The sequence below is a fragment of the Ferrimonas balearica DSM 9799 genome, assembly GCF_000148645.1.
Taxonomy (GTDB): Bacteria; Pseudomonadota; Gammaproteobacteria; order Enterobacterales; family Shewanellaceae; genus Ferrimonas; species Ferrimonas balearica.
Genome location: NC_014541.1, coordinates 828,715 through 848,548, shown reverse-complemented (window position 1 = coordinate 848,548; position 19,834 = coordinate 828,715). Strand labels below are relative to the sequence as shown.

The window sequence follows — 19,834 nt, the reverse complement described above, 5'->3', positions numbered from 1 at the left end:
TTTGGTTTTCTGGACGTTACGGCAGGGGAGCCACGCAGGGCGTATATGCACTCTCACTCTCACTCAAACTGCTTTGAGTGCCATCATTCATATCCACAATCTGGTATCCCGATGTGCCTTCAAGCGACTGACTCCAGTACACACGGGAATAGGGCCAGCCAAATCGGGAGTACAAACTCTCATCAGCCGCATTATCATACTCATACAACGCGATAAGCTCTGCCAGTGTGGCCAGACGCCAGTTGTCGCGGCCAGCAAAACCAATGGCAGCAAGTTTCTGACACCAGCGATCCGCCTGACCACCAACACTGGCCACACTCTCATCACCACTGGCAGGGCCGGCAACGCCCTGCCCATCATGGCGGAAACCGGCATAGATCCCAGTATGAAACGTCTCCCCATAGGTATCGCCACTGTTGTCAGCGCTGTCCTGCTGCTGATAACCCAAACCTCCGGCAAAATTCGTCGATGCCGCACCAGAAAACCACTTATCAACACCGTCATTTGGGTCGGTAATCTGGCGAACCTTCAGGCAGTCGCCAAAACCGTTAAAGCTATCGGTGTCATTGATCCCCCCACCAGGACCGGTGCCGATGGGATTACCCTGGGTATGGCCGCAAACACTCACTAACTGGCTCACAGTGACATCGACCTGATTGCTGCTGATGCCATCAACGATCGCTCCCAAGGTGGTGGAACCCGTCGTGGAACCGGCTGTGATCACCCCTCCATCGCTGACCGACAGCAGCGTGCCATCACCCACACTCCAGCTGATGCTCTGACTGCCAGCCAACAAATCCTGCTGGGTACCATCACTGTAACGACCGGTGACGGTAAGGTTTTGACTCTGGCCCTGCATCAGGCTCAGCGGCGATGGTGCCAGGATCACTTCAACCAGTTGCGCAGCACTGACCACCACCTTTACCGTGTCGCTGTAGCCACGGTAAGCGGCTGTCACTGTGGTTTCCCCCGAAGCTACCCCGGAAACCAACCCAGTCGTGCTGACCGTCGCTAATCCCGTATTTGTCGACTGCCAGGCCACCAGACTGGTGACATCAGCCTTGGTGCCATCACTGTAGGTGGCCTCTGCTGTCGCTTGTCCGGTCAACCCCTTGACGATCTCCAGACCCGGCAGGTCCGGCTTGGCATCGATGGACACAACAACAGCGGCGGTCACCGTCACACCGACGGTATTGCTGATCACACCCTCTTTGGCCGCCGTCACCGCGCTGGTGCCTTGTGCTACCGCGCTCAGCAGTCCGGAATCCGTGATCGTCGCGACCCCAGTCTCCGTCGAAACCCAGGATGCGGACGTGGAGATGTCGACACTGGACCCATCGCTGTAGATGGCCGTGGCAACCAGTGATTCCCTTGCTCCTTTCGCCAGAGACAGTGATGCCGGGGTCACCTGAATTGCCGTGATGACCGCAGTCGTCACCTCCACGGGCACAGCGTTACTGCTGACGCCGCCTTTACTGGCCGTAATCCGGGTTGAACCCTGAGCGACCCCCTGCAGTCGCCCGCTGGCGGTAATGGTCGCAACGCCGCTCTGCTGGGATATCCAATCCACTTCTGTCGTAACATCAACTGTGGTGCCGTCGCTGTAGGTGGCCATCGCAGAAAGTTGTGTGCCGTTCCCCTTGGCCAGAGTAACCGCGGCTGGCGTCACCTGAATCGCGGTGATCGCCGCCGCACCAACCTCAACCTGAACCACGTTGCTGGTCACCCCGGCCTGTCTCGCTGTCACCGATGTGCTGCCCGCTGCCACAGCGGTCAACTGGCCGGTATCGGCCACGGTCGCAATGGCAGTGTCCGCGGAGCGCCAGGCCACCGAAGCGGTCACATCCGCGCTGGTACCATCGCTGTAGCTGGCCATCGCGGTCAGATCAGCACGATTGCCCTTGGCCAGTTGCACCGGCGATGGCGTCACCTGAATGGCCGTGATCACCGCAGCGGTCACCGTCACTGCCACGCGGTTGCTGGTGACGCCGGACAAGCTGGCGGTCACCGTGGTATCGCCCAGACCCACCGCGCTCAGCAAGCCGGTTGCCGTCACCGTCACCCGAGCCGTATCCGCCGAGACCCAGGTCGCTGATGAGGTCACATTGGCGGTGGTGTTATCACTGTAACGGGCGGTGGCAACGAGAGGCTGTTGTCGCCCTTTGGCCAATGACAGAGGCGAAGGCGTTACCTGAAGTGCGGTGATCACCGCCGCCGTCAACTCAACCGAAACCCCATTGCTTTGGACCCCATCCAACCAGGCGGTCACTTCGGTATTGCCGACATCGACTGCCACCAACTCCCCCGCCGTGGATACCGTGGCAACATCGCGATCATCAGCGTGCCAGGCGACCAGGTCAGTGACCTCCTGAGTGTGGCCGTCGCTGTAGGTGGCCATCGCCGTCAACGACTGCCGCTGGCCTTTGGCGAGCGTCAGTGACGCCGGAGTGACCTGAATGGCGGTCACCACCGCGGCGCTGACCGCCACCTCTGCGCGGTTGCTGGTGATGCCCGCCAGCGTCGCCGTAACCTCCGTGTCGCCCACGGCCATACCTCTGAGCAGCCCGGTGGTCGTGACCGTGGCCACCTCGGTGTCCATCGATGCCCAGGTCACCATCGTACTGACGTCCGCCACGCTGTTGTCACTGTAGGTCGCCAGGGCCGTCATCTGACGACGGTTGCCTTTGGCGATGGCCAGGGATGCCGGGGTCACCTGAATCGCTGTCACAACGGCGTCGCTCACGGTCACCGCCACCACATTACTGACCACGCCGTTCTGACTGGCGGAAAGGGTGGTGCTCCCCTTCTCCAGAGCACGCAGCATGCCATTGGGCGAGAGCCCGATGATCCCCATGTCTGCCACCATCCAGCTGACGGTGGCAGTGATGTCGGCCGAGCTGTTGTCACTGAAGATCGCCATCGCCGTCATCGCCTGCTGCTGGCCTTTGGCCAACGCAACTGGAGAGGGCGTCAGTTGAATACGGCGGATCACCGCATCCGTGACCGTCACCGCCACCGGATTACTGCTGACCTCGCCCAACACCGCCGTGACTGTGGTTGTCCCCACTCGGTGGGCCGTTAACTCCCCCCGGGTGCTCACGGTTACGATGGCGCTGTCGACCACCAGCCACTGTACGGCCTCGGAGATCTCTGCACTGGTGTGATCGCTGTAGGTGGCAACGGCCCGCAGGGCTCGTCCCTGCCCCTTTGCCAGCACCACATCAGCCGGCGTCACCTGAATCTCGGTGATCACCGCACTGGTCACGGTGATGGTCACGGCATTGCTCTCGATACCGCTTAGCTCTGCCCGAACTACCATACTCCCGGGCTTCAGTGCCGTCAGCACCCCTTTGGCACTGAGGTCAGCCACCGCAGAGTCGCTGGCAATCCAATTGACCTTATTGGTCAGCGTTTCCGACGTGCCATCCTTATAGATCCCCACTGCGGCAAAAGGCTGAACGTTACCCTTAGCCAGTGTCAGCTCACTGACGCCGTTGGTGGTGACCGGCGTTGGCGTAATCTGAAGGCTGACCAGAGGATTACCTCCAAGGCCGCTGCCGCCGCCGTCGCTCACCGTTATTGCTACCACATTGCTGCTGACGCCATCCAACGCCGCCGTCGCGGTCGTGCTGCCGTTCTGCAATCCGGTCACAACCCCGCTCTGAGACAACACCGCCACCGTCTCGTCACCGATCTGCCAACTGACCCGTTCGGTCACATCCGCCTGGCTGCCGTCGCCATAAGTGGCCATCGCCGTCAAAGGTTCGCTGCCTTGCGGAGCGACGCTGACGGTATCCGGGGTGACACTAATGGCGAGCACCTGCAGGGCATTGACCTGCACGGCAACCACGTTACTGGAGAGGCCCTGAAAGCTGGCCAGCACCGAGGTATTCCCGGGCTCCCGTCCGGTTAACAAGCCCGAAGGGGCGATCTCAGCAACCGCAGAGTTGGCTGAGGTCCAGGTAACCTGATTGCTGATATCCCGACGACCGCCATCCTGGTAGACACCGGTAGCCATAAACGCCATCGATTCCCCAACCCAGAGCTCACTCTCGTCTCCCACCGGAACGGTTGAGGTGATCTCAATCCGCACCAGCGGGTTCGCTTTCGCACCGTCAACACCATCAAAAGCGCGCTCGGCGTGACATCCTGTGAGCAGTGTTAACAGAGCAAAGAGCCCCATCATTAGCGCGTTTACTTCCTTAATCATTGGTGACCGCTTCCTGGTGATACTCAAACTCATCGATAATCAACTCAACACGCCGGTTCTGGGCGCGTCCCGCCGGGGTGGCATTACTGGCAACCGGGCTGGATTCCCCTTCGCCATAAACACGCAGTTGTTCCCGCCCCACACCGGCCACTACCAGCGCCCGGGCGACCGCTTCTGCCCGCCGTAGGGATAACTCCAGGTTGTAGCGGGTTGAGCCGTTGGAATCGGTGTGTCCAACCAGAGTCGCTTTCGCCTGCGGGTATTCACGGAGCAGCCCTACCAGCCCGGGCCAATCGCCCACCGTCGGTGGAGTGAAATCCGCTCTGTCATACTCAAACGTCACCTGATAGTGCACCGGCGGGTGCCACCGGTCCGGGGGGATCGACTCGAATTGAGGGGCTTGAGGTTTAAGTTGAGCCACAGCAGGCTGGGGCGATACCGGTGAGTGCACCGGTCGGGGGGGGGGGCACTCCGCCCGAAGTGATAACTGAATTCCACCAGCATGGCGTGACTGTCGTATCGCCCGGTGGCGGAACTGCCAATGGCATCCAGGTATTGGTAACCTGCACTCAACCCCATATTCGGAGTCAGTTGATAATGCAGCCCCAAGCCCACAAGGGGAGACACGCCCCGGTCCGACAGCTCAGCGGCGCCAGAGCGTTCCTTATCCATCTGCCAATAAGCCGCCCCAAGCCGCCCATAGAGAGCAAAATTCTCATGCCAGTACCAATCATAGCGAAAGCCACTTTCCAATAACTGAGTCTTCACGGTGACCCCGGTGGCATCGGCAACCAGCTTATCGTGGTACTGATAACCCAACTCCCAACGCCACGATGGCGACAGCTGAAGCCCGGCAAAGACCCCCGCTAACGCCCCATTCGGATCCCGGTCGCGATAGCGCTGATCCAGCCCAAACTGGTACCCACCTTTGAGACCCACAAAGGGGAAGAGTCCGCTGTCAGACTCCTCCCCTTTCGCTTCGGTTATGCCAAGCAGACCCCAGAAAAATAACGTCAAAATAGAACTGATTGACGTCAGTCGACATCGACTTAAACCCACTCTGGCCCAATTGAGTTCATAACGCCAAGATGCAATATTCGAAGACATTCCATACCCCTGATTGATCACCGCGTCCAAATTTATTGGGCAACACTCTGTACCAACGCGAAATTAACAACCATGTCTGCCAAGCAAATTGGGGGAAGGGGCGAATCAGAACGCGGTTAACATCGACTTACGGCATCGCGCCAACAACCGATGTCACCTTGGGGAAAGCAGAATCCATCACCACAAATATCTAAAATATGGCGTTTATCATCTGTGTCAGTGGGTAAAGCAAAAAAGTTTAATTGCAAATAACACAATGTAATATCAGGCGGCCATTGCCCTCAATTAAATTAAATTAACCTGAGCGAACCGTTAATAGAGTTAATGTGAAATTATGGAGATAATGATGTTCGAGAGCCTCATCACGATTTTTACAGGGTACTCAATCAACAATTCCCCACATTGCGCTATTAAACCGTAAACCAAACAACATAAAAGTCACTGGCGGATGGTTGGTATGACCATTCAGATTAGGTCGTGGGTCGAGTCAATATGTCGGCTTCTGCCGGTCACGTTCTCACGGCCGTAAGCTGCCGGATGATGCCCCTTAATACTCAAGAGCGCCTCTGCCCGGGTTGAGCGCCCATTCACCATCACAAAAAAGGCCCGCTGATACAGCGGGCCCTTTGTTCGTCCATCTCGTTTCAGCGCTCGCCGTTTACACCGGCTCGTCGCGCAGAAACACCAGCGTGTCAGCGGTCGAATCTGCCGCGCTAAAGCGGTAGCCCCCGTAGTCAAACGCTTCCAGATCCTTGGGCTGGGTCGGGCGCCGCTCAATCAGGTAGCGCGCCATCAGGCCACGGGCTTTTTTCGCGTAGAAACTGATGATCTTGTACTGGCCGTTCTTCCGATCTTTGAACACCGGTGTGATCACCTGGGCATTGAGCGCCTTGGGCTTCACCGCTTTGAAGTACTCATTGGACGCCAGATTCACCACTACGCTGTCACCCTGCTGCTCCAGCGCCACATTCAGCGCCTCGGTGATGTGCCCCCCCCAGAAGGTGTAGAGGTCTTTACCACGGGCATTGGCCAGTTTGGTGCCCATCTCCAAACGGTAGGGCTGGATCAGATCCAGCGGACGCAGCAAGCCATACAAGCCAGAAAGGATACGCAGGTGCTGCTGAGCGTAAGCCAGCTGTGCCTCATCAAGAGAGGTCGCGTCCAGGCCGGTGTATACGTCGCCATTAAAGGCGAGTACCGCGGGCTTGGCGTTATCCGGGGTAAACGGGGGCTGCCAGTCGGCAAACCGGGCCGCATTCAGGCCCGCCAGCTTATCGGACAACTTCATCAGGGACGCCAGATCTGCCGGGGTCAGGGTACGGCAGCTCTCCATCAACAGCTCAGCGTGGTCCAACATCTGGGGCTGACTGTGGGCATCGAGATGCGGGGGCGTTTCAAAATCGAGGTTTTTAGCCGGTGAGATTACCGCCAGCATGCGCAGCTCCTTGAGCTCGGAATAAAGCCATGGCGGACACTATATCAATGCCCCAGAGACAAAAAAACCACGCCCGGGGGCGTGGTTTTCGATTGCGTCCATCGGTGCTTATCGACCGGTGGTTTGCTCACCTTCGGTTTCGCTGGTCCAGGTGTCGCACACCAGGCGGTCACGAATGGCCGGGAAGGCATTGGCATCAAACTCCGGAGTCTGACCGGCCTTGACCTGCAGCTCGTAGTCCTTGATGACCGCGAAAGCGACCTTAGACAGCAGCACGATGGCGGCGATGTTCACCAGCGCCATCAGGCCCATGGAGACGTCGGCAAAGTTCCAGACCATGCTCAGGGAAGCCACAGAGCCGATCATGACCATCGCCAGCACCGCCAGACGGAACGCCATCAGCACCTTCTTGCTCTTGCTCAGGAAGATGATGTTGGTTTCAGCGTAGCTGTAGTTCGCAATGATGGAGCTGAAGCAGAACAGGATGATGGCGAAGGCCACAAAGTAGGCCGCCCAGCCACCCAGCTCATTGGTCAATGCCAGCTGCAGCAGGCTGATGCCCGCCGCATCACCCGGGTTGTCCAGTACGCCGGACAGCAGGATGATGGCCGCAGAAGCGGTACAGATTACCAGGGTGTCCACGAACACACCGATCATCTGAACAAAGCCCTGGGAGGCCGGGTGGTTCGGGTTCGGAGTGGCAGAGGCCGCAACGTTGGCGGCAGAACCCATACCCGCTTCGTTAGAGAACAGGCCGCGAGCCACACCCGCCATAATGGCACCCATGGCACCACCAGCCGCTTCCTGCAGGCCGAACGCGCTCTTGAAGATCAGGGCCAGGGCCGCCGGAACTTCAGACAGGTTCATGGCCAGCACCAGCAGGGCAATCGCCAGGTAGGCAATCGCCATCACCGGCACGATCACTTCGGAGGCTTTCGCCACCTTCTGCAGGCCGCCCATGATGATGTAGGCGGTTGCCGCCACGATGATCAGGCCCAGCACAGTCTTATCGATGCCAAAGGCGTTGTGCACCGCGTCGGTGATGGTGTTGGCCTGTACGGAGTTAAAGGCAAAACCGAAGGCGATGATCAGCAGCACGGAGAACAGGCTGCCCATCCAACGCTTGCCCAGACCCTGTTCCATGTAGAAGGCCGGGCCGCCACGGTACAGACCGTCTTCGCCCTTCACCTTGTACACCTGTGCCAGAGTGGACTCCACAAAGGCGGTGGCCATACCCAGCAGGGCGATCAGCCACATCCAGAAGATGGAGCCGGCACCACCTACGGTGATGGCCACAGCCACACCCGCCATGTTGCCGGTACCCACACGGGCGGCCATGGAGGTACAGAACACCTGGAACGAGGAGATGCCGTCGGTTTTTTCACGGCCCTGACGGACCAGTTTTACACCGTGACCAAACATTCGCAGCTGGATAAAGCCGAGACGAATGGTGAACAGGAGGCCAGCAGCCACCAGTACATAGATCAGCAAACTGCCCCATAACAGGCCGTTCGTGGCGTTAATGGCAGCTTCAATGCCGCTGACGATTGATTCAAACATAATTATGCGTTCTTCTTGCTAGCACGGGTGGTTTCAGACCCAGGCAGGCCCACCTCGTGGATTGGCTACTTCACTTCCATTACCAGATACACAGCCTTTCCTGGCCAGTTCCCAGCGGTTTAATGCTATTTAGTTCTTGTTCGCGACGTCTAAAAAACGCGCGGTCCGCCGGTATCGAGGCGGCACATTAGCATAAGAATTTTCCGAGCACGCGTGATCAAGATCACAGGGCCGCACTAAGATAACACCGCACCAACCCAAGCAACACCGCAGCAACACAAGTGCGCAACACCCCCTCGTGGATTCCGTGCGCGCCATCACGAGGGATTGGTAAAGCAGAAATACCATTTACGGCTAGAGTTGAAAGGGACGCTCAGAGGGTCCCGATTTGGCCCCCTGGGTTTGTTTTTTTGTTACGAAGCAACGGTTGGCTTTGCGGATTACGGCGTCAATTGACCGCTTTATCCGTAATTTAATTACACTTCCAGTTGGATTCTGCGGTCAGATCGCCTTTAATGGGCACCTGCAATTTGGATAACTCGGTTTCAGCCCGATCAACGGAATCATCACCATGGCAAACGCACTGTCTCAGCTTAAAGCGCTCACCACCATTGTTGCCGACACCGGTGACATTGAAGCCATCCGCCGCTACCAGCCGGAAGATGCCACCACCAACCCCTCGCTGATCCTCAAGGCAGCTCAGATCCCGGAGTACGAGCCGCTGATCGCCGATGCCATTGCCTATGCCAAGGCCCAAAGTGATGATCCGGCTCAACAGCTGGACGACGCGGCTGACAAGCTGGCCGTCAATATCGGTCTGGAGATCCTGAAGATTGTCCCGGGCCGCATCTCCACCGAAGTGGATGCCCGCCTCTCCTTTGATGCCCAGGGCTCCATCGCCAAAGCCCGCAAGCTGATGCGCCTGTATCAGGAAGCGGGCGTGGGTCCGGATCGCATCCTGATCAAGCTGGCTTCCACCTGGGAAGGCATCCGCGCCGCCGAGCAGCTGGAACAGGAAGGGATCAACTGTAACCTGACCCTGCTGTTCAGCTTTGCCCAGGCCCGCGCTTGTGCCGAAGCCGGTGTTTACCTGATCTCCCCCTTTGTTGGCCGTATCCTCGACTGGTACAAAGCCAAGACCGGCGAAGACTACCAGGGCAAAGACGATCCAGGCGTACAATCCGTCAGCCAGATCTACGACTACTACAAACGCCACGGCTACAGCACCGTGGTGATGGGCGCCAGCTTCCGTAACACCGGCGAGATCCTCGCTCTGGCCGGCTGCGACCGCCTGACCATCAGCCCCAACCTGCTGGAAGAGCTGGAAAACAGCGGTATCCAGGTGGTGCGTGAGCTGGGCTTTGAGGGTGAAGTGGAATCCCGTCCGGCTCCGCTGAGCGAAGCGCAGTTCCGCTGGGAGCTGAACCAGGACGCCATGGCCGTAGAGAAGCTGGCCGAAGGCATCCGCAACTTCGCCATCGACCAAGGCAAACTGGAATCCATGCTGACTGCCCGCCTCAGCGCCTAATCTTAGGGAAACCCGCCCGGGCTGGCAGGCCCGGGCCCACTCAGGGACCATATATATGAGTGCACTTACCGCCCTGCCCGCCTGGCAGGCGTTGTCGCAACATCGCGACACCATCGAATCCACCCACCTGCGCGACCTCTTTGCGCAGGACCCCAGCCGTGCTGAGCGCTATCAACTGCACGCCGCCGGACTGTTCCTGGATTACGCCAAAAACCGCATCAACGACGACACCATTGCCTTGCTGTGCCAGCTGGCCCGGGAAACCGGCGTCGAAGCGCTGCGTGATGCCATGTTCCGTGGTGAGGTGATCAACAACACCGAAGGCCGTCCGGTGCTGCACACCGCGCTGCGTTACAGCGGCGAAGGGGCCATCCAGGCTCAGGGGGAAGACGCGGCCGCCGAGGTGCGTGACACCCTCAAGCGGATGAAAGCCTTTGTTGAAGCGATCCACAGCCAAAGCTGGAAAGGCTACGACGGCGATGCCTTTACGGATGTGGTCAGCATCGGCATCGGCGGCTCTTTCCTCGGCCCCAAGATCATGAGCGAAGCGCTGCGCCCCTACTGGCGCGGTGATCTGCGCTGTCACTTTGTCGCCAACATCGATGGCACCGCACTGACAGAGAAGCTGAAGAAGCTGGATCCTAAGCGCACCCTGATCCTGATGTCGTCCAAGTCGTTTACCACTCAGGAGACGCTCACCAACACCGAGAGTGCCCGTCAGTGGTTCCTGGACAGCGGCGCGCCGGAATCCGCCATCGGCCAGCATTTTGTGGCCGTCAGCGCCAATGTGCCGGCAGCAGAAGCGTTCGGCATCAAGGCTGAGAACGTCTACCCGATGTGGGACTGGGTGGGGGGGCGATACTCCCTGTGGTCCGCCATTGGCCTGCCGATCGCCCTGCTGGTGGGCTTCGACCACTTTGAAGCGCTGCTGCGTGGTGCTGAAGCGATGGACACCCACTTCCGTGAGGCCCCACTGGAGCAGAACATGCCCGCACTGATGGGCCTGCTGTCGTTGTGGTACACCAACTTCTTCAACAGTGGCAGTCAGGTGATCCTCACCTACGACCACTACCTGCGTGGCCTGCCCGCCTATGTTCAGCAGCTCGATATGGAGAGCAACGGCAAAGGCGTCAATAAAGAGGGCGAGCCGATGGATTGCGCCACCGGCCCGGTGATCTGGGGCGGCGAAGGCACCAATGGCCAGCACGCTTACCACCAGTTGCTGCACCAGGGCAGTGGCGTGATCCCGGCGGACTTTATTCTGCCGCTGCAGAGCCACAACCCGCTGGGCCGTCATCACGCCATGCTGGCCTCCAACTGCCTGGCTCAGACTCAGGCGCTGATGCAGGGCAAAACCCAGGCGGAAGCCGAAGCGGAGCTGGCCGGAAAAGGTCTGGACGCTGGCGCACTGACTGAGCTGGCCCGCCACAAGGTGATGCCGGGCAACAAGCCCAGCAACACCCTGTTGATGGACAAGCTAACGCCGCACACCCTGGGAGCCCTGGTAGCACTCTATGAGCACCGTACCTTCGTACAGGGCGCGGTTTGGGGCATCAACTCCTTTGATCAATGGGGCGTGGAACTGGGCAAAGTGCTGGGCAACGCGATTCTGGACGAACTGGAGTCCAATCAGCCCAAACTGGACCAGGACAGCTCCACCGCTAACCTGATCAGGATGTTCCGTAAAGGCCAGATAAACTAGTCGATCTCTCCCCCTGGGTTGCAACAGTATTGCAACATCGGTATTGCACACTCTTTTTCGACTGTGGTATACCGAAGCTGAACAAAAAAGAAGCTCAGGGGGGAGTGATATGGAACGTTTGGATTACGGCTCACCAGAAGGAAGTGTGGTAGAGAAGCCGACTCGCTCTCGTGGCGGCAAAAAGCGCAAATGGCGCGAAATCGAAGCACTGAAAGAGCGTCAGCGCCTGCGTAAAGAGCTGGAAGACATCGACTTCTGCAATGACGCCGGTGACGAGCTTCTTGAGTTCTGACCGAATCAACGAAAAACGCCCCGCAATGCGGGGCGTTTTTTTTGCCTACTGCTCCGATTCCGAGTTCATCAGGTACTCACGGAGGTCTTCAAACTCCCGATCCCCGGTATCACCGAAAAGGGGATCTTCCACCAGCTTATTGGCAACCAACCGATGGATCTGCTGCCAGTCGTGATCGGTTAATGTGCGCTCCAGCAGCGGCAACACCCGCACCTCTTCCTGTTCCAGATGGGTGCGCTGTAACTGTACAAAGTCCTCAATGTCCGCAATCAACCGCTCCCGCGGCACCACGGCGTCGTTCAGGATCATGTTCAGCGTATCGAACAGTTGATCGGTGGCTTCGCGCAACTTCCTGTGCTCGATGGCCAGTTGGTGCACCTCGCCCTGTTGAGTGTCCCCTACCTTGTCGAGGTAGTACTGATAGAGGATGTCCTCCATCGGATGGTGGCTCTGGTCGGCGTAGCGCTGCAGGTAATCCACCACGTCACGGATGACGGACAGATTGACCTCCTGGCCCTGTTTCAGTCGTTGGGCCTTGGCGGACAGTACCGACAACAGGGTGGAGATGTGGGCATGATCGGTATGGATCCTGGCGAGCATCGTCCCTCCTAAGCGTTTGTCTCTTAAGCTCTGATCTTAGCCAGAGCCACCACTGTGTGCGAAAAAACGGCAATCGTCTTTGCGCTGGATCAACCCGCTTCCGGCAACCGGGGTTGCCAGTCAATCTCGGTTTTACCCTGCTCACGCAGGATCGCGTTGGTCTGCGAGAAGTGCCCACAACCGAGGAAACCCCGGTGGGCCGACAGCGGTGACGGGTGGGGGGCTTTCAGCACGGCATGCTTGCTGGTGTCGATATGCCGCCCCTTTTTCTGGGCATGGCTGCCCCACAGCAGGAACACCACCCCTTCCCGCTCCGCATTAATCAACTCAATCACCCGGTCGGTAAAGGTTTCCCAGCCCAGTGCTGCGTGCGAATGGGCCTGGCCGGCGTTGACCGTCAGCACCGTATTGAGCAGCAACACACCCTGATCGGCCCAGTGGGCCAGGTAGCCGTGGTCGGGGATCTGAAACCCCGGAATGTCGTTGGCCAGCTCCTTATAGATGTTGACCAGTGACGGCGGGGTTTTCACCCCCGGTTGCACGGAGAAGCAAAGACCATGGGCCTGGTTCGGGCCGTGGTAAGGGTCCTGGCCGAGGATCACCACCTTGATCTGGTCAAAGTCGGTACGGCGAAACGCCTCAAACACCTGCTCCTGGGGCGGATAGATCACCTGGCCCTGCGCACGCCACTCGGCAATCTGCGCCATCATCTGCTGAAAATAGGGTTCGGACTTTACGCCGCCGAGAAAGGGTTGCCACTGGTTCTGAACAGGCACGGGAAACTCCCCAAAATGGATAAGGTGATCAGGATAACAAGGCCAACCGACACTTGCACCGGCGCTGGGTGATACGTAGCATCCCCGCCTCAGCCAAGGAGAATGCATGCGATACATCGGAGCCCACGTCAGTGCCAGCGGAGGCGTTGAGAACGCCCCGGCCAACGCCGCCGCCATCGGCGCCCGCGCCTTTGCCCTGTTCACCAAGAACCAGCGTCGCTGGCAGGCCAAGCCCCTGACGACGGCCAATATTGATGGTTTTCGCGCTGCCTGTGAGCGCCACGGCTTCGGCCCCGATCAGGTGCTGCCCCACGACAGCTACCTGATCAATCTGGGCCACCCGGACCCGGATGCCCTACTGCGCTCCCGCGAGGCCTTTATCGATGAGATGGCGCGCTGCGCTCAGCTTGGGCTCAACCGCCTGAACTTCCACCCCGGCAGCCACCTGCGCCAGGTCAGCGAAAGCCAGTGCCTGCGCACTATTGCCGAGTCGATCAATCTGGCACTGGAGGCCACACAAGGGGTTATGGCGGTGATTGAAAACACCGCCGGACAGGGCAGCAACCTGGGCCACCGGTTTGAACAGCTGGCCGAGATCATCGACCAGGTGGAGGATAAGAGCCGGGTGGGCGTGTGCCTCGACACCTGCCATACCTTTGCGGCCGGGTACGACCTGCGCACCCCGGAGGCCTGCGAGGCCACCTTTAGCGAGTTCGACCGCACGGTCGGCCTCGGCTACCTGCAGGGGATGCACCTGAACGGCTCTAAGTCGCCGCTGGGCAGCCGGGTGGATCGCCACCACAGTCTCGACCAGGGTGAGATGGGCACCGCGGTGTTCGACTACCTGATGAACCACCCGGCGACCGAAGCGATCCCCATGGTGCTGGAGACCATTGACTCCGCTCGCTGGGCGGAAGAGATCCGTTGGCTCTACAGTCTGGAGCGGAGTTAAGGTTCAGAGGCGCTGGCGCAGGTACTGCTTCAGCGCATCGGCGTCTGCGGCCAGTTGGCTACTGAGGATCGGCTTGTCCTGCACCGCGGCCAGCGCCGGCGGCAGAGGCAGTTCGATGTTCAGCACCTGTTCCACCGCGCCCTGGAACTTGGCCGGATGGGCGGTACCGAGGAAGATCCCCACCTCATCCTCCGCCAGCTGGCGCTCCAGCGCTTCTGATGCCACCGCGGCGTGGGGCTCGCTCAGATAGCCCTCACCATTAAGCGCCACCATCCGCGCTTCGGTTTGCGGCTCGGACACCCGCTCCGCTGCCAGCTGTGCCAACGGCCACTGTTGGGCGGCAAACAGCGCTTCCACCCGGGGCCAGTTATTGGGGCTGGTGACGTCCATGGCGTTGGAGAGGGTGGCGTGTACCGGTCCCGGTTGCCACTGGCCACTGTTCAGGTAACGCGGCACGGTGTCATTGCTGTTGGTGGCCGCAACAAACCGCTTGATGGGCGCGCCCATCGCCTTGGCCAGCAGACCGGCGGTCAGGTTGCCAAAGTTGCCGGAGGGGACGGCAAACACCGCGTTGTCCCGCTCCGCCTCGGGCAGCTGTGCCAGAGCCTCAAAGTAGTACACCACCTGAGCCAGCAAGCGCGCGATATTAATGGAGTTGGCGGAAGTCAGGCCGTACTCGGCTTTCAGCGCCGCATCGGAAAACGCCGCTTTCACCATCGCCTGACAGTCGTCAAAACTGCCCTTCACCGCCACAGTGTGGATGTTATCGCCCAGGGTACAGAACAGCTTCTCCTGCAGTTCACTGATGCCCCCATCCGGATAAAGCACCACCACCCGGATGTTCGGCAGACCATAAAAGGCGTCGGCCACCGCCGCCCCGGTATCCCCGGAGGTGGCGGTCAGGATGGTCATCGGGGTATCCCGCGCCACCAGGCTGAGGGTGCGGGCCAGAAAGCGGGCGCCGAAGTCCTTAAAAGCCAGGGTGGGGCCATGGAACAGCTCCAAACAGTATTGGTGGGCGGTGGCCGGCACCAGCGGCAGTTCGAAGTTGAAGGCATCCCGCACCAGGGCGCTGACGTTGTCCTGCCCCAGCTCCTCCGCCAGCAGTGCCCCCAGCACCCGCTCTGCGCGCTCGACGAAGCTGGCCTGCCAGAACGCCTCATCCAGCTTCAGGGCCGGGATCGCCTCGGGGAAAAACAGCCCTTGCTGCTGACCCAGGCCGCGCTTTACCGCCTCGGCAAAGTTCACCCGCTCGTCGGGCTGTTTCAGGTTATAGAGCTGCATTGATGACGTCCTCTTGCCAAATTTGGATCCCTTGCTGCGGCAACTGGCACACCCGCACCAGCCCCCGCTCATTCATGATGTAGTGCTGGCCGAGATACTCGGCCGCGGCTTCCGCCTGAGCCCGGTTACGGGCCACCGCAAACAGGGTGGGGCCGGAACCTGAGATCCCCACAGCGGCACAGCCCAAGTCGCTCAGATGCCCCCGGGCCGCCTGATAACCGGGAATATGGGCGGCGCGATGGGGCTCCGCCAACACATCCTGCAGCATCGCCAGGGCGGTCTCTTCATCCTGACGGTGGCAGGCGTCGATAAAGGCCGCCAACTGCTGGCCAAAGCGGATGGCGGTGGCCATCTCCACCTGTTTGGGCAGCAGCGCCCGCATCTTGGCGGTAGAGAGGGTGATGCCGGGATAGGCCACCACCCAGTACCAGTTATCAAACGACGGCACCGGCTGGGCCCGCTCAGGCAACATCAGTTGCAGACCGCCCAGAAAGCTGGGGGCCACGTTGTCGTAATGGACGCTGCCGGAGATCTCCCCTTCCAGCTCCCCCATCAGATGCAGCAGGGCCTGATCGTCCAGCGGCGAATCAAAGTAGGCGTTCAGTGCCGCCAGCGCCGCCACCACCGAACTGGCGCTGCTGCCCAGGCCGCTGCCAATGGGCAGGTTCTTCTCCAGAGTCAGCTTAAGGCCAACGCCCTCGAGACCAAGCCGCTCGATAAAGCGCTCGGCACAGCGCAGCACAATATTGCTGGCCGGGTCCGGGGGCAGCACGTCGGCGTAGGCGCCACAGCAACGCAGGCTGAGACCCTGATCGGCCGCCGCCACACTGACCCGGTCCCCCAGCAAACTGCCGTCCACCGGGGCCAGTGCCGCGCCCAGCAGGTCAAAACCCACCGAGACATTGCCCATCGAGGCCGGGGCATAAACGGTAACTGCCATGCTCACGCCTCCTTCTGCCAGGACTGGGTGCGCAGCACATCGGCAAACACCCCGGCGGCGGTCACCTCGGTGCCGGCGCCATAACCCCGCAACACAAAGGGCAGCGGCTGGTAGTAACGGCTGTAGAACGCCAAAGCGTTTTCACCGCCTTTGATGGCGTACAGCGGGTGACTGGCCCCCACCGCCTGCAGGCTGACCCGGCAGCGACCGTCGGCTTCAATGCTGCCAACATAACGCAGCACTTCACCCCGTTTTGCCGCCGCCTCAATCCGGGCCGCAATGGCGGCATCGGCCTGGGGCAGGCGGGCCAGGAAGGCTTCCACATCGCCGCTGGCATCAAACTCTGCTGGCAGTACGCTCTCCACCTCAATGTCATCCAGCTCCAGCGCCATGCCCGCCTCACGGGCCAGGATCAGCACCTTGCGGGCCACATCCATGCCGGACAGGTCATCCCGCGGATCCGGCTCGGTAAAGCCTTTGGCCTTGGCTTTGAGGGTGGCTTCGGACAGCGAAGCGCCCTCCTCCAGCAGGCCGAAGATGTAGGAGAGGGAGCCGGACAGGATCCCCTCAAAACGCACCAGGCTGTCACCGGCCCGCAGCAGCCCCTGCAGGTTATCGATCACCGGCAGGCCTGCCCCGACGTTGGTTTCATAGAGGAACTGCCGGCGGTTATCCCGGGCGGCCTGACGCAGCGCCAGGTAATCGCTCCACGGTCCGGTGTTGGCTTTCTTGTTGGGGGTCACCACGTGCCAGCCGGCGTTCAGGGCTTCCAGGTAACGGTCGGCCAGGCTCTGCTCGGCGGTGCAATCCACCAGCACCGGGTTGACCAGGCGGGCGTCCGCAGCAAACGCCAGCAGGCGGTCCAGATCCAGGGCTTCGCCCTGCTGTTTCAGGTTGTCACGCCACTGCGCCAGTTCCAGGCCGGAGGCACACAGCTGCATCTGGCGGGAGTTGGCCACACCACACAGGCGCAGCGCGATGTTGTGGTCCCACAGCGCCTGTTGCTGCGCTTCGATCTGGCGCACCAGCTCAGCCCCCACATTACCGGCGCCAATCAGCACCACATCGATGCTCTGGCGGGCGTCAAAGAAGTTCTGATGGCACAACCGCAGCGCCGAGGCCGCGTGGGCATCGTCCACCACCGCGGAGATGGCGCGTTCGGAGCTGCCCTGGGCGATGGCCACCACCGACAGGTTGGCCTGAGCCAGAGAGCGGAAGAAGCGGGCTGCCACCCCTTTGCGGGTGCGCATGCCATCCCCCACCAGCGAAACAATCGCCAGGCCGTGACGCATCTCGATGGGCTCCAGCAGGTCCTGTTTGAGTTCCAGCTCAAACTCCTCCGCCAGCGCCGCCCGGGCCGCCCCGGCCAGGCGTGAGTCGATGCAGAAGGAGATGCTGTATTCGGAGGAGCTCTGGGTGATCAGGGCGATGGAGATGCGCGACCGGGCCATGGCGTCAAACACCCGCGCGGCCATGCCGACCATCCCCTTCATGCCGGGGCCGGAGACGCTCACCATGGTTTGCCCTTCAAGGTGACTGATCGCTTTCACCAGAGAGCGCGACGGGGTAGTACGGGCGTGGATCAGGGTGCCGGGCGCGGCGGGATTCAGGGTATTTCGGATTCGGCAGGGGATCTGGTGTTGAGCGATGGGGGCGATGGTGCGGGGATGCAGTACCTTGGCGCCAAAGTAGGAGAGCTCCATCGCCTCCTGATAGCTGAGGTTCTCCAGCAGCTGGGCGTCCGGGATCAGTCGCGGGTCCACGTTGTAGACGCCGTCAACATCGGTCCAGATTTCGCAGAGGTCCGCGTGCAGGCAGGCTGCCAACACCGCGGCGGAGTAATCGGAGCCGTTGCGCCCGAGGGTGACGGTTTCCCCCTTGGCGTTGGCCGCAGTAAAACCAGGCATCAGCCAGATGCGGTGGGCGCCGCGGTCCAGCTCGGCCAGGCGGGCCCGGCTCGGCTCAATCTGCACCTGTGCCGACAACGGCTCCCCCTCGGCCAGGAAATATTGGCGCGGGTCCAGTTCACCGGCCACCACCTGCTGAGACGCCAACAGCGCTTTGAGGCAAGCCACCGACAGTCGCTCACCGGTCACCAGCACCTCCGCCATCACCTCATCCGGGCAACGGGCCAGCAGGGCCACCCCATCCAGACGGCGTTGCAGCTGCTCACGCTCCTGTTGCCACTGGGCCTGAAGCGCCTGCTGCGGCTCCGCCGCCAGAGCCGGAGCCAGCGCCGCCAGCAGCGCATCGATGCGAGCCGCCAGTTCATCCAGATCGGCGGTTTGGCCACGCACGGCGGCCAACGCGGCGGCTTCCAGCAGGTTGGTGACGCCCCCCGGGGCGGACACCACCAGCATCACCCCAAACGCCTCCGCTTCGCGCTGGGCCAGCGCCGCCACTTCCTGGAGCCGGTCAGCATCTGCCAACGAGGATCCGCCGAATTTCATCACTTTCATTGTTGAACTCCCTATCCCTCTGCTGCCTTACGAACCGTCCGAAAACAAACAAGCCCGCTCGGTAGGAGCGGGCTTGTTTGTTTTGGATTTGTCTGAATCCAGGGTGCTGTCAGCCCGCCCCCAACCCGAAGGTGGTGGTAATGGTAGTAATGGTGGTCTGACGGTTTAGGCCGAGGCCCATTAGCTGCTGCACTGGCGGTTCCTGAATTTCGTAGTTTTTTTACACTCTCGCACGGGCCGATAAAAGTCAACGGCTATTTGGTTATGGCTTTCTCAATATCGCCAATGAGCAGATGCAGCATCGCCACGTCGCGCTGTGACAGAGTGCCCAGGCTGTCTCCGGCCCAGCGTCGCAGCGGCTCATCCTCCGCCACACCGAGCTTATCCAGCAACGCCTGACTGCGCTGTTTCAAAGCCACAAACTGGCCAGCGTCGGCGCAAGCTTCGCGCTCCAGCTCAGCCTGAGAGAACTCATAGGCGTACAGCATGATGGCCTGACCCAGGTTGAGCGAGGGATAGGGGTTCACCAGAGGGATGGTGGTCAGCAGATCCACCAGGGCCAGGTCCTCATTGGACAACCCCGACTCCTCGCAACCAAACACCACAGCCACGGTGTTGACGCTGTTGCCCAGGGCGCGCACCTGTTGGGCCGCTTCAGCGGGCGTATGCAGACGGCGCTTATCGCCGCGACGACGGGCCGTGGTGGCGAGGGAAAGGTCAACGTCCGCCAGCGCTTCCGCCAGGGTGGCAAAGGACTCCGCCTCCTCCAGAATGGTGCCCGAGCCGTGCGCCACCCAGCTGGCCTGCTCACTCTTATGCGCGTCGGAGCCCACCACCCGCAAGCGGGAGAATCCCATGGTTTTCATCGCCCGGGCGGCAGCCCCGACGTTTTCGCCCCGGGCCGGGGACACCAGGATAAAGATCAGCTCGGCCATCACGCCTCCACAAAAACCGATGTTGTCATAGCAAATGGGGGGCAAGGGTAGCCC

At 60.7% G+C, this 19,834-nt stretch carries 15 protein-coding genes; 4 read left to right on the top strand and 11 right to left on the bottom strand.

Annotated features, from left to right (window positions below):
• Window positions 1-16: 16 nt before the first annotated feature.
• From FBAL_RS04010 to FBAL_RS03990, 5 genes are all read right to left on the bottom strand, one after another.
• A complete protein-coding gene (locus FBAL_RS04010; RefSeq protein WP_013344294.1) occupies window positions 17-4,210 on the bottom strand; it encodes an Ig-like domain-containing protein in 4,194 nt (1,397 codons plus the stop codon).
• Window positions 4,203-4,553, bottom strand: coding sequence for an OmpA family protein (locus FBAL_RS20525; RefSeq protein WP_216086802.1), 351 nt, complete (start codon window positions 4,551-4,553; stop codon window positions 4,203-4,205). The genes FBAL_RS04010 and FBAL_RS20525 overlap by 8 nt, the downstream gene beginning before the upstream one ends.
• Window positions 4,550-5,317 (bottom strand): outer membrane beta-barrel protein, encoded by a 768-nt coding sequence (locus FBAL_RS20520; protein ID WP_083771158.1) that lies wholly within the window; start codon window positions 5,315-5,317, stop codon window positions 4,550-4,552. Before FBAL_RS20520 ends, FBAL_RS20525 begins: the two co-directional genes overlap by 4 nt.
• A 658-nt stretch (window positions 5,318-5,975) precedes the next feature.
• A complete protein-coding gene (gene yaaA / locus FBAL_RS03995; protein ID WP_013344293.1) occupies window positions 5,976-6,752 on the bottom strand; it encodes a peroxide stress protein YaaA in 777 nt (258 codons plus the stop codon).
• A gap of 108 nt (window positions 6,753-6,860) precedes the next feature.
• Window positions 6,861-8,312: an alanine/glycine:cation symporter family protein gene (locus tag FBAL_RS03990; RefSeq protein ID WP_013344292.1), complete on the bottom strand. Its 1,452-nt coding sequence runs from the start codon at window positions 8,310-8,312 to the stop codon at window positions 6,861-6,863.
• A 571-nt stretch (window positions 8,313-8,883) separates the two neighbouring features.
• Here FBAL_RS03990 and tal point away from each other — a divergent pair.
• From tal to FBAL_RS03975, 3 genes are all read left to right on the top strand, one after another.
• Window positions 8,884-9,840 carry a transaldolase gene (gene tal, locus FBAL_RS03985; RefSeq protein ID WP_013344291.1) on the top strand — a complete coding sequence of 319 codons (957 nt, stop codon included), beginning with the start codon at window positions 8,884-8,886 and terminating at the stop codon, window positions 9,838-9,840.
• Window positions 9,841-9,895: 55 nt separating this feature from the next.
• Window positions 9,896-11,542: a glucose-6-phosphate isomerase gene (pgi, locus tag FBAL_RS03980; RefSeq protein WP_013344290.1), complete on the top strand. Its 1,647-nt coding sequence runs from the start codon at window positions 9,896-9,898 to the stop codon at window positions 11,540-11,542.
• A 109-nt stretch (window positions 11,543-11,651) separates the two neighbouring features.
• The gene (locus tag FBAL_RS03975) at window positions 11,652-11,834 is read left to right on the top strand and encodes a DUF3545 family protein (RefSeq protein ID WP_013344289.1); all 183 of its coding nucleotides are present in this window, start codon (window positions 11,652-11,654) and stop codon (window positions 11,832-11,834) included.
• A 45-nt stretch (window positions 11,835-11,879) separates the two neighbouring features.
• Here the strand turns inward: FBAL_RS03975 and FBAL_RS03970 are convergent, their stop codons facing one another.
• Entirely contained in the window at window positions 11,880-12,434 is a 555-nt protein-coding gene (locus tag FBAL_RS03970) for a hemerythrin domain-containing protein (protein WP_013344288.1), read from the bottom strand.
• Between the two features lie 89 nt (window positions 12,435-12,523).
• Complete coding sequence (gene ung, locus FBAL_RS03965; protein ID WP_013344287.1) at window positions 12,524-13,210, bottom strand: uracil-DNA glycosylase; 687 nt, start codon at window positions 13,208-13,210, stop codon at window positions 12,524-12,526.
• Between the two features lie 106 nt (window positions 13,211-13,316).
• Between ung and nfo the strand changes: the two genes are divergently transcribed.
• The gene (gene nfo, locus FBAL_RS03960) at window positions 13,317-14,162 is read left to right on the top strand and encodes a deoxyribonuclease IV (protein WP_013344286.1); all 846 of its coding nucleotides are present in this window, start codon (window positions 13,317-13,319) and stop codon (window positions 14,160-14,162) included.
• Between the two features lie 3 nt (window positions 14,163-14,165).
• Here nfo and thrC read toward each other — a convergent pair whose 3' ends face one another.
• From thrC to FBAL_RS03940, 4 genes are all read right to left on the bottom strand, one after another.
• Window positions 14,166-15,446, bottom strand: coding sequence for a threonine synthase (thrC, locus tag FBAL_RS03955; protein ID WP_013344285.1), 1,281 nt, complete (start codon window positions 15,444-15,446; stop codon window positions 14,166-14,168).
• A complete protein-coding gene (gene thrB, locus FBAL_RS03950) occupies window positions 15,433-16,386 on the bottom strand; it encodes a homoserine kinase (RefSeq protein WP_013344284.1) in 954 nt (317 codons plus the stop codon). Before thrB ends, thrC begins: the two co-directional genes overlap by 14 nt.
• A gap of 2 nt (window positions 16,387-16,388) precedes the next feature.
• Window positions 16,389-18,845 (bottom strand): bifunctional aspartate kinase/homoserine dehydrogenase I, encoded by a 2,457-nt coding sequence (thrA, locus tag FBAL_RS03945; RefSeq protein WP_013344283.1) that lies wholly within the window; start codon window positions 18,843-18,845, stop codon window positions 16,389-16,391.
• A gap of 254 nt (window positions 18,846-19,099) precedes the next feature.
• Complete coding sequence (locus FBAL_RS03940; RefSeq protein WP_013344282.1) at window positions 19,100-19,780, bottom strand: tRNA/rRNA methyltransferase; 681 nt, start codon at window positions 19,778-19,780, stop codon at window positions 19,100-19,102.
• Between the last annotated feature and the right edge of the window lie 54 nt (window positions 19,781-19,834).

Coding starts and splice junctions, on each gene's coding strand:
- FBAL_RS04010 (WP_013344294.1), bottom strand. CDS start 4,210: ATGATTAAGGAAGTAAACGCGCTAATGATGGGGCTCTTTGCTCTGTTA.
- FBAL_RS20520 (WP_083771158.1), bottom strand. CDS start 5,317: ATGTCTTCGAATATTGCATCTTGGCGTTATGAACTCAATTGGGCCAGA.
- yaaA (WP_013344293.1), bottom strand. CDS start 6,752: ATGCTGGCGGTAATCTCACCGGCTAAAAACCTCGATTTTGAAACGCCC.
- FBAL_RS03990 (WP_013344292.1), bottom strand. CDS start 8,312: ATGTTTGAATCAATCGTCAGCGGCATTGAAGCTGCCATTAACGCCACG.
- tal (WP_013344291.1), top strand. CDS start 8,884: ATGGCAAACGCACTGTCTCAGCTTAAAGCGCTCACCACCATTGTTGCC.
- pgi (WP_013344290.1), top strand. CDS start 9,896: ATGAGTGCACTTACCGCCCTGCCCGCCTGGCAGGCGTTGTCGCAACAT.
- FBAL_RS03975 (WP_013344289.1), top strand. CDS start 11,652: ATGGAACGTTTGGATTACGGCTCACCAGAAGGAAGTGTGGTAGAGAAG.
- FBAL_RS03970 (WP_013344288.1), bottom strand. CDS start 12,434: ATGCTCGCCAGGATCCATACCGATCATGCCCACATCTCCACCCTGTTG.
- nfo (WP_013344286.1), top strand. CDS start 13,317: ATGCGATACATCGGAGCCCACGTCAGTGCCAGCGGAGGCGTTGAGAAC.
- thrC (WP_013344285.1), bottom strand. CDS start 15,446: ATGCAGCTCTATAACCTGAAACAGCCCGACGAGCGGGTGAACTTTGCC.
- thrB (WP_013344284.1), bottom strand. CDS start 16,386: ATGGCAGTTACCGTTTATGCCCCGGCCTCGATGGGCAATGTCTCGGTG.
- thrA (WP_013344283.1), bottom strand. CDS start 18,845: ATGAAAGTGATGAAATTCGGCGGATCCTCGTTGGCAGATGCTGACCGG.
- FBAL_RS03940 (WP_013344282.1), bottom strand. CDS start 19,780: ATGGCCGAGCTGATCTTTATCCTGGTGTCCCCGGCCCGGGGCGAAAAC.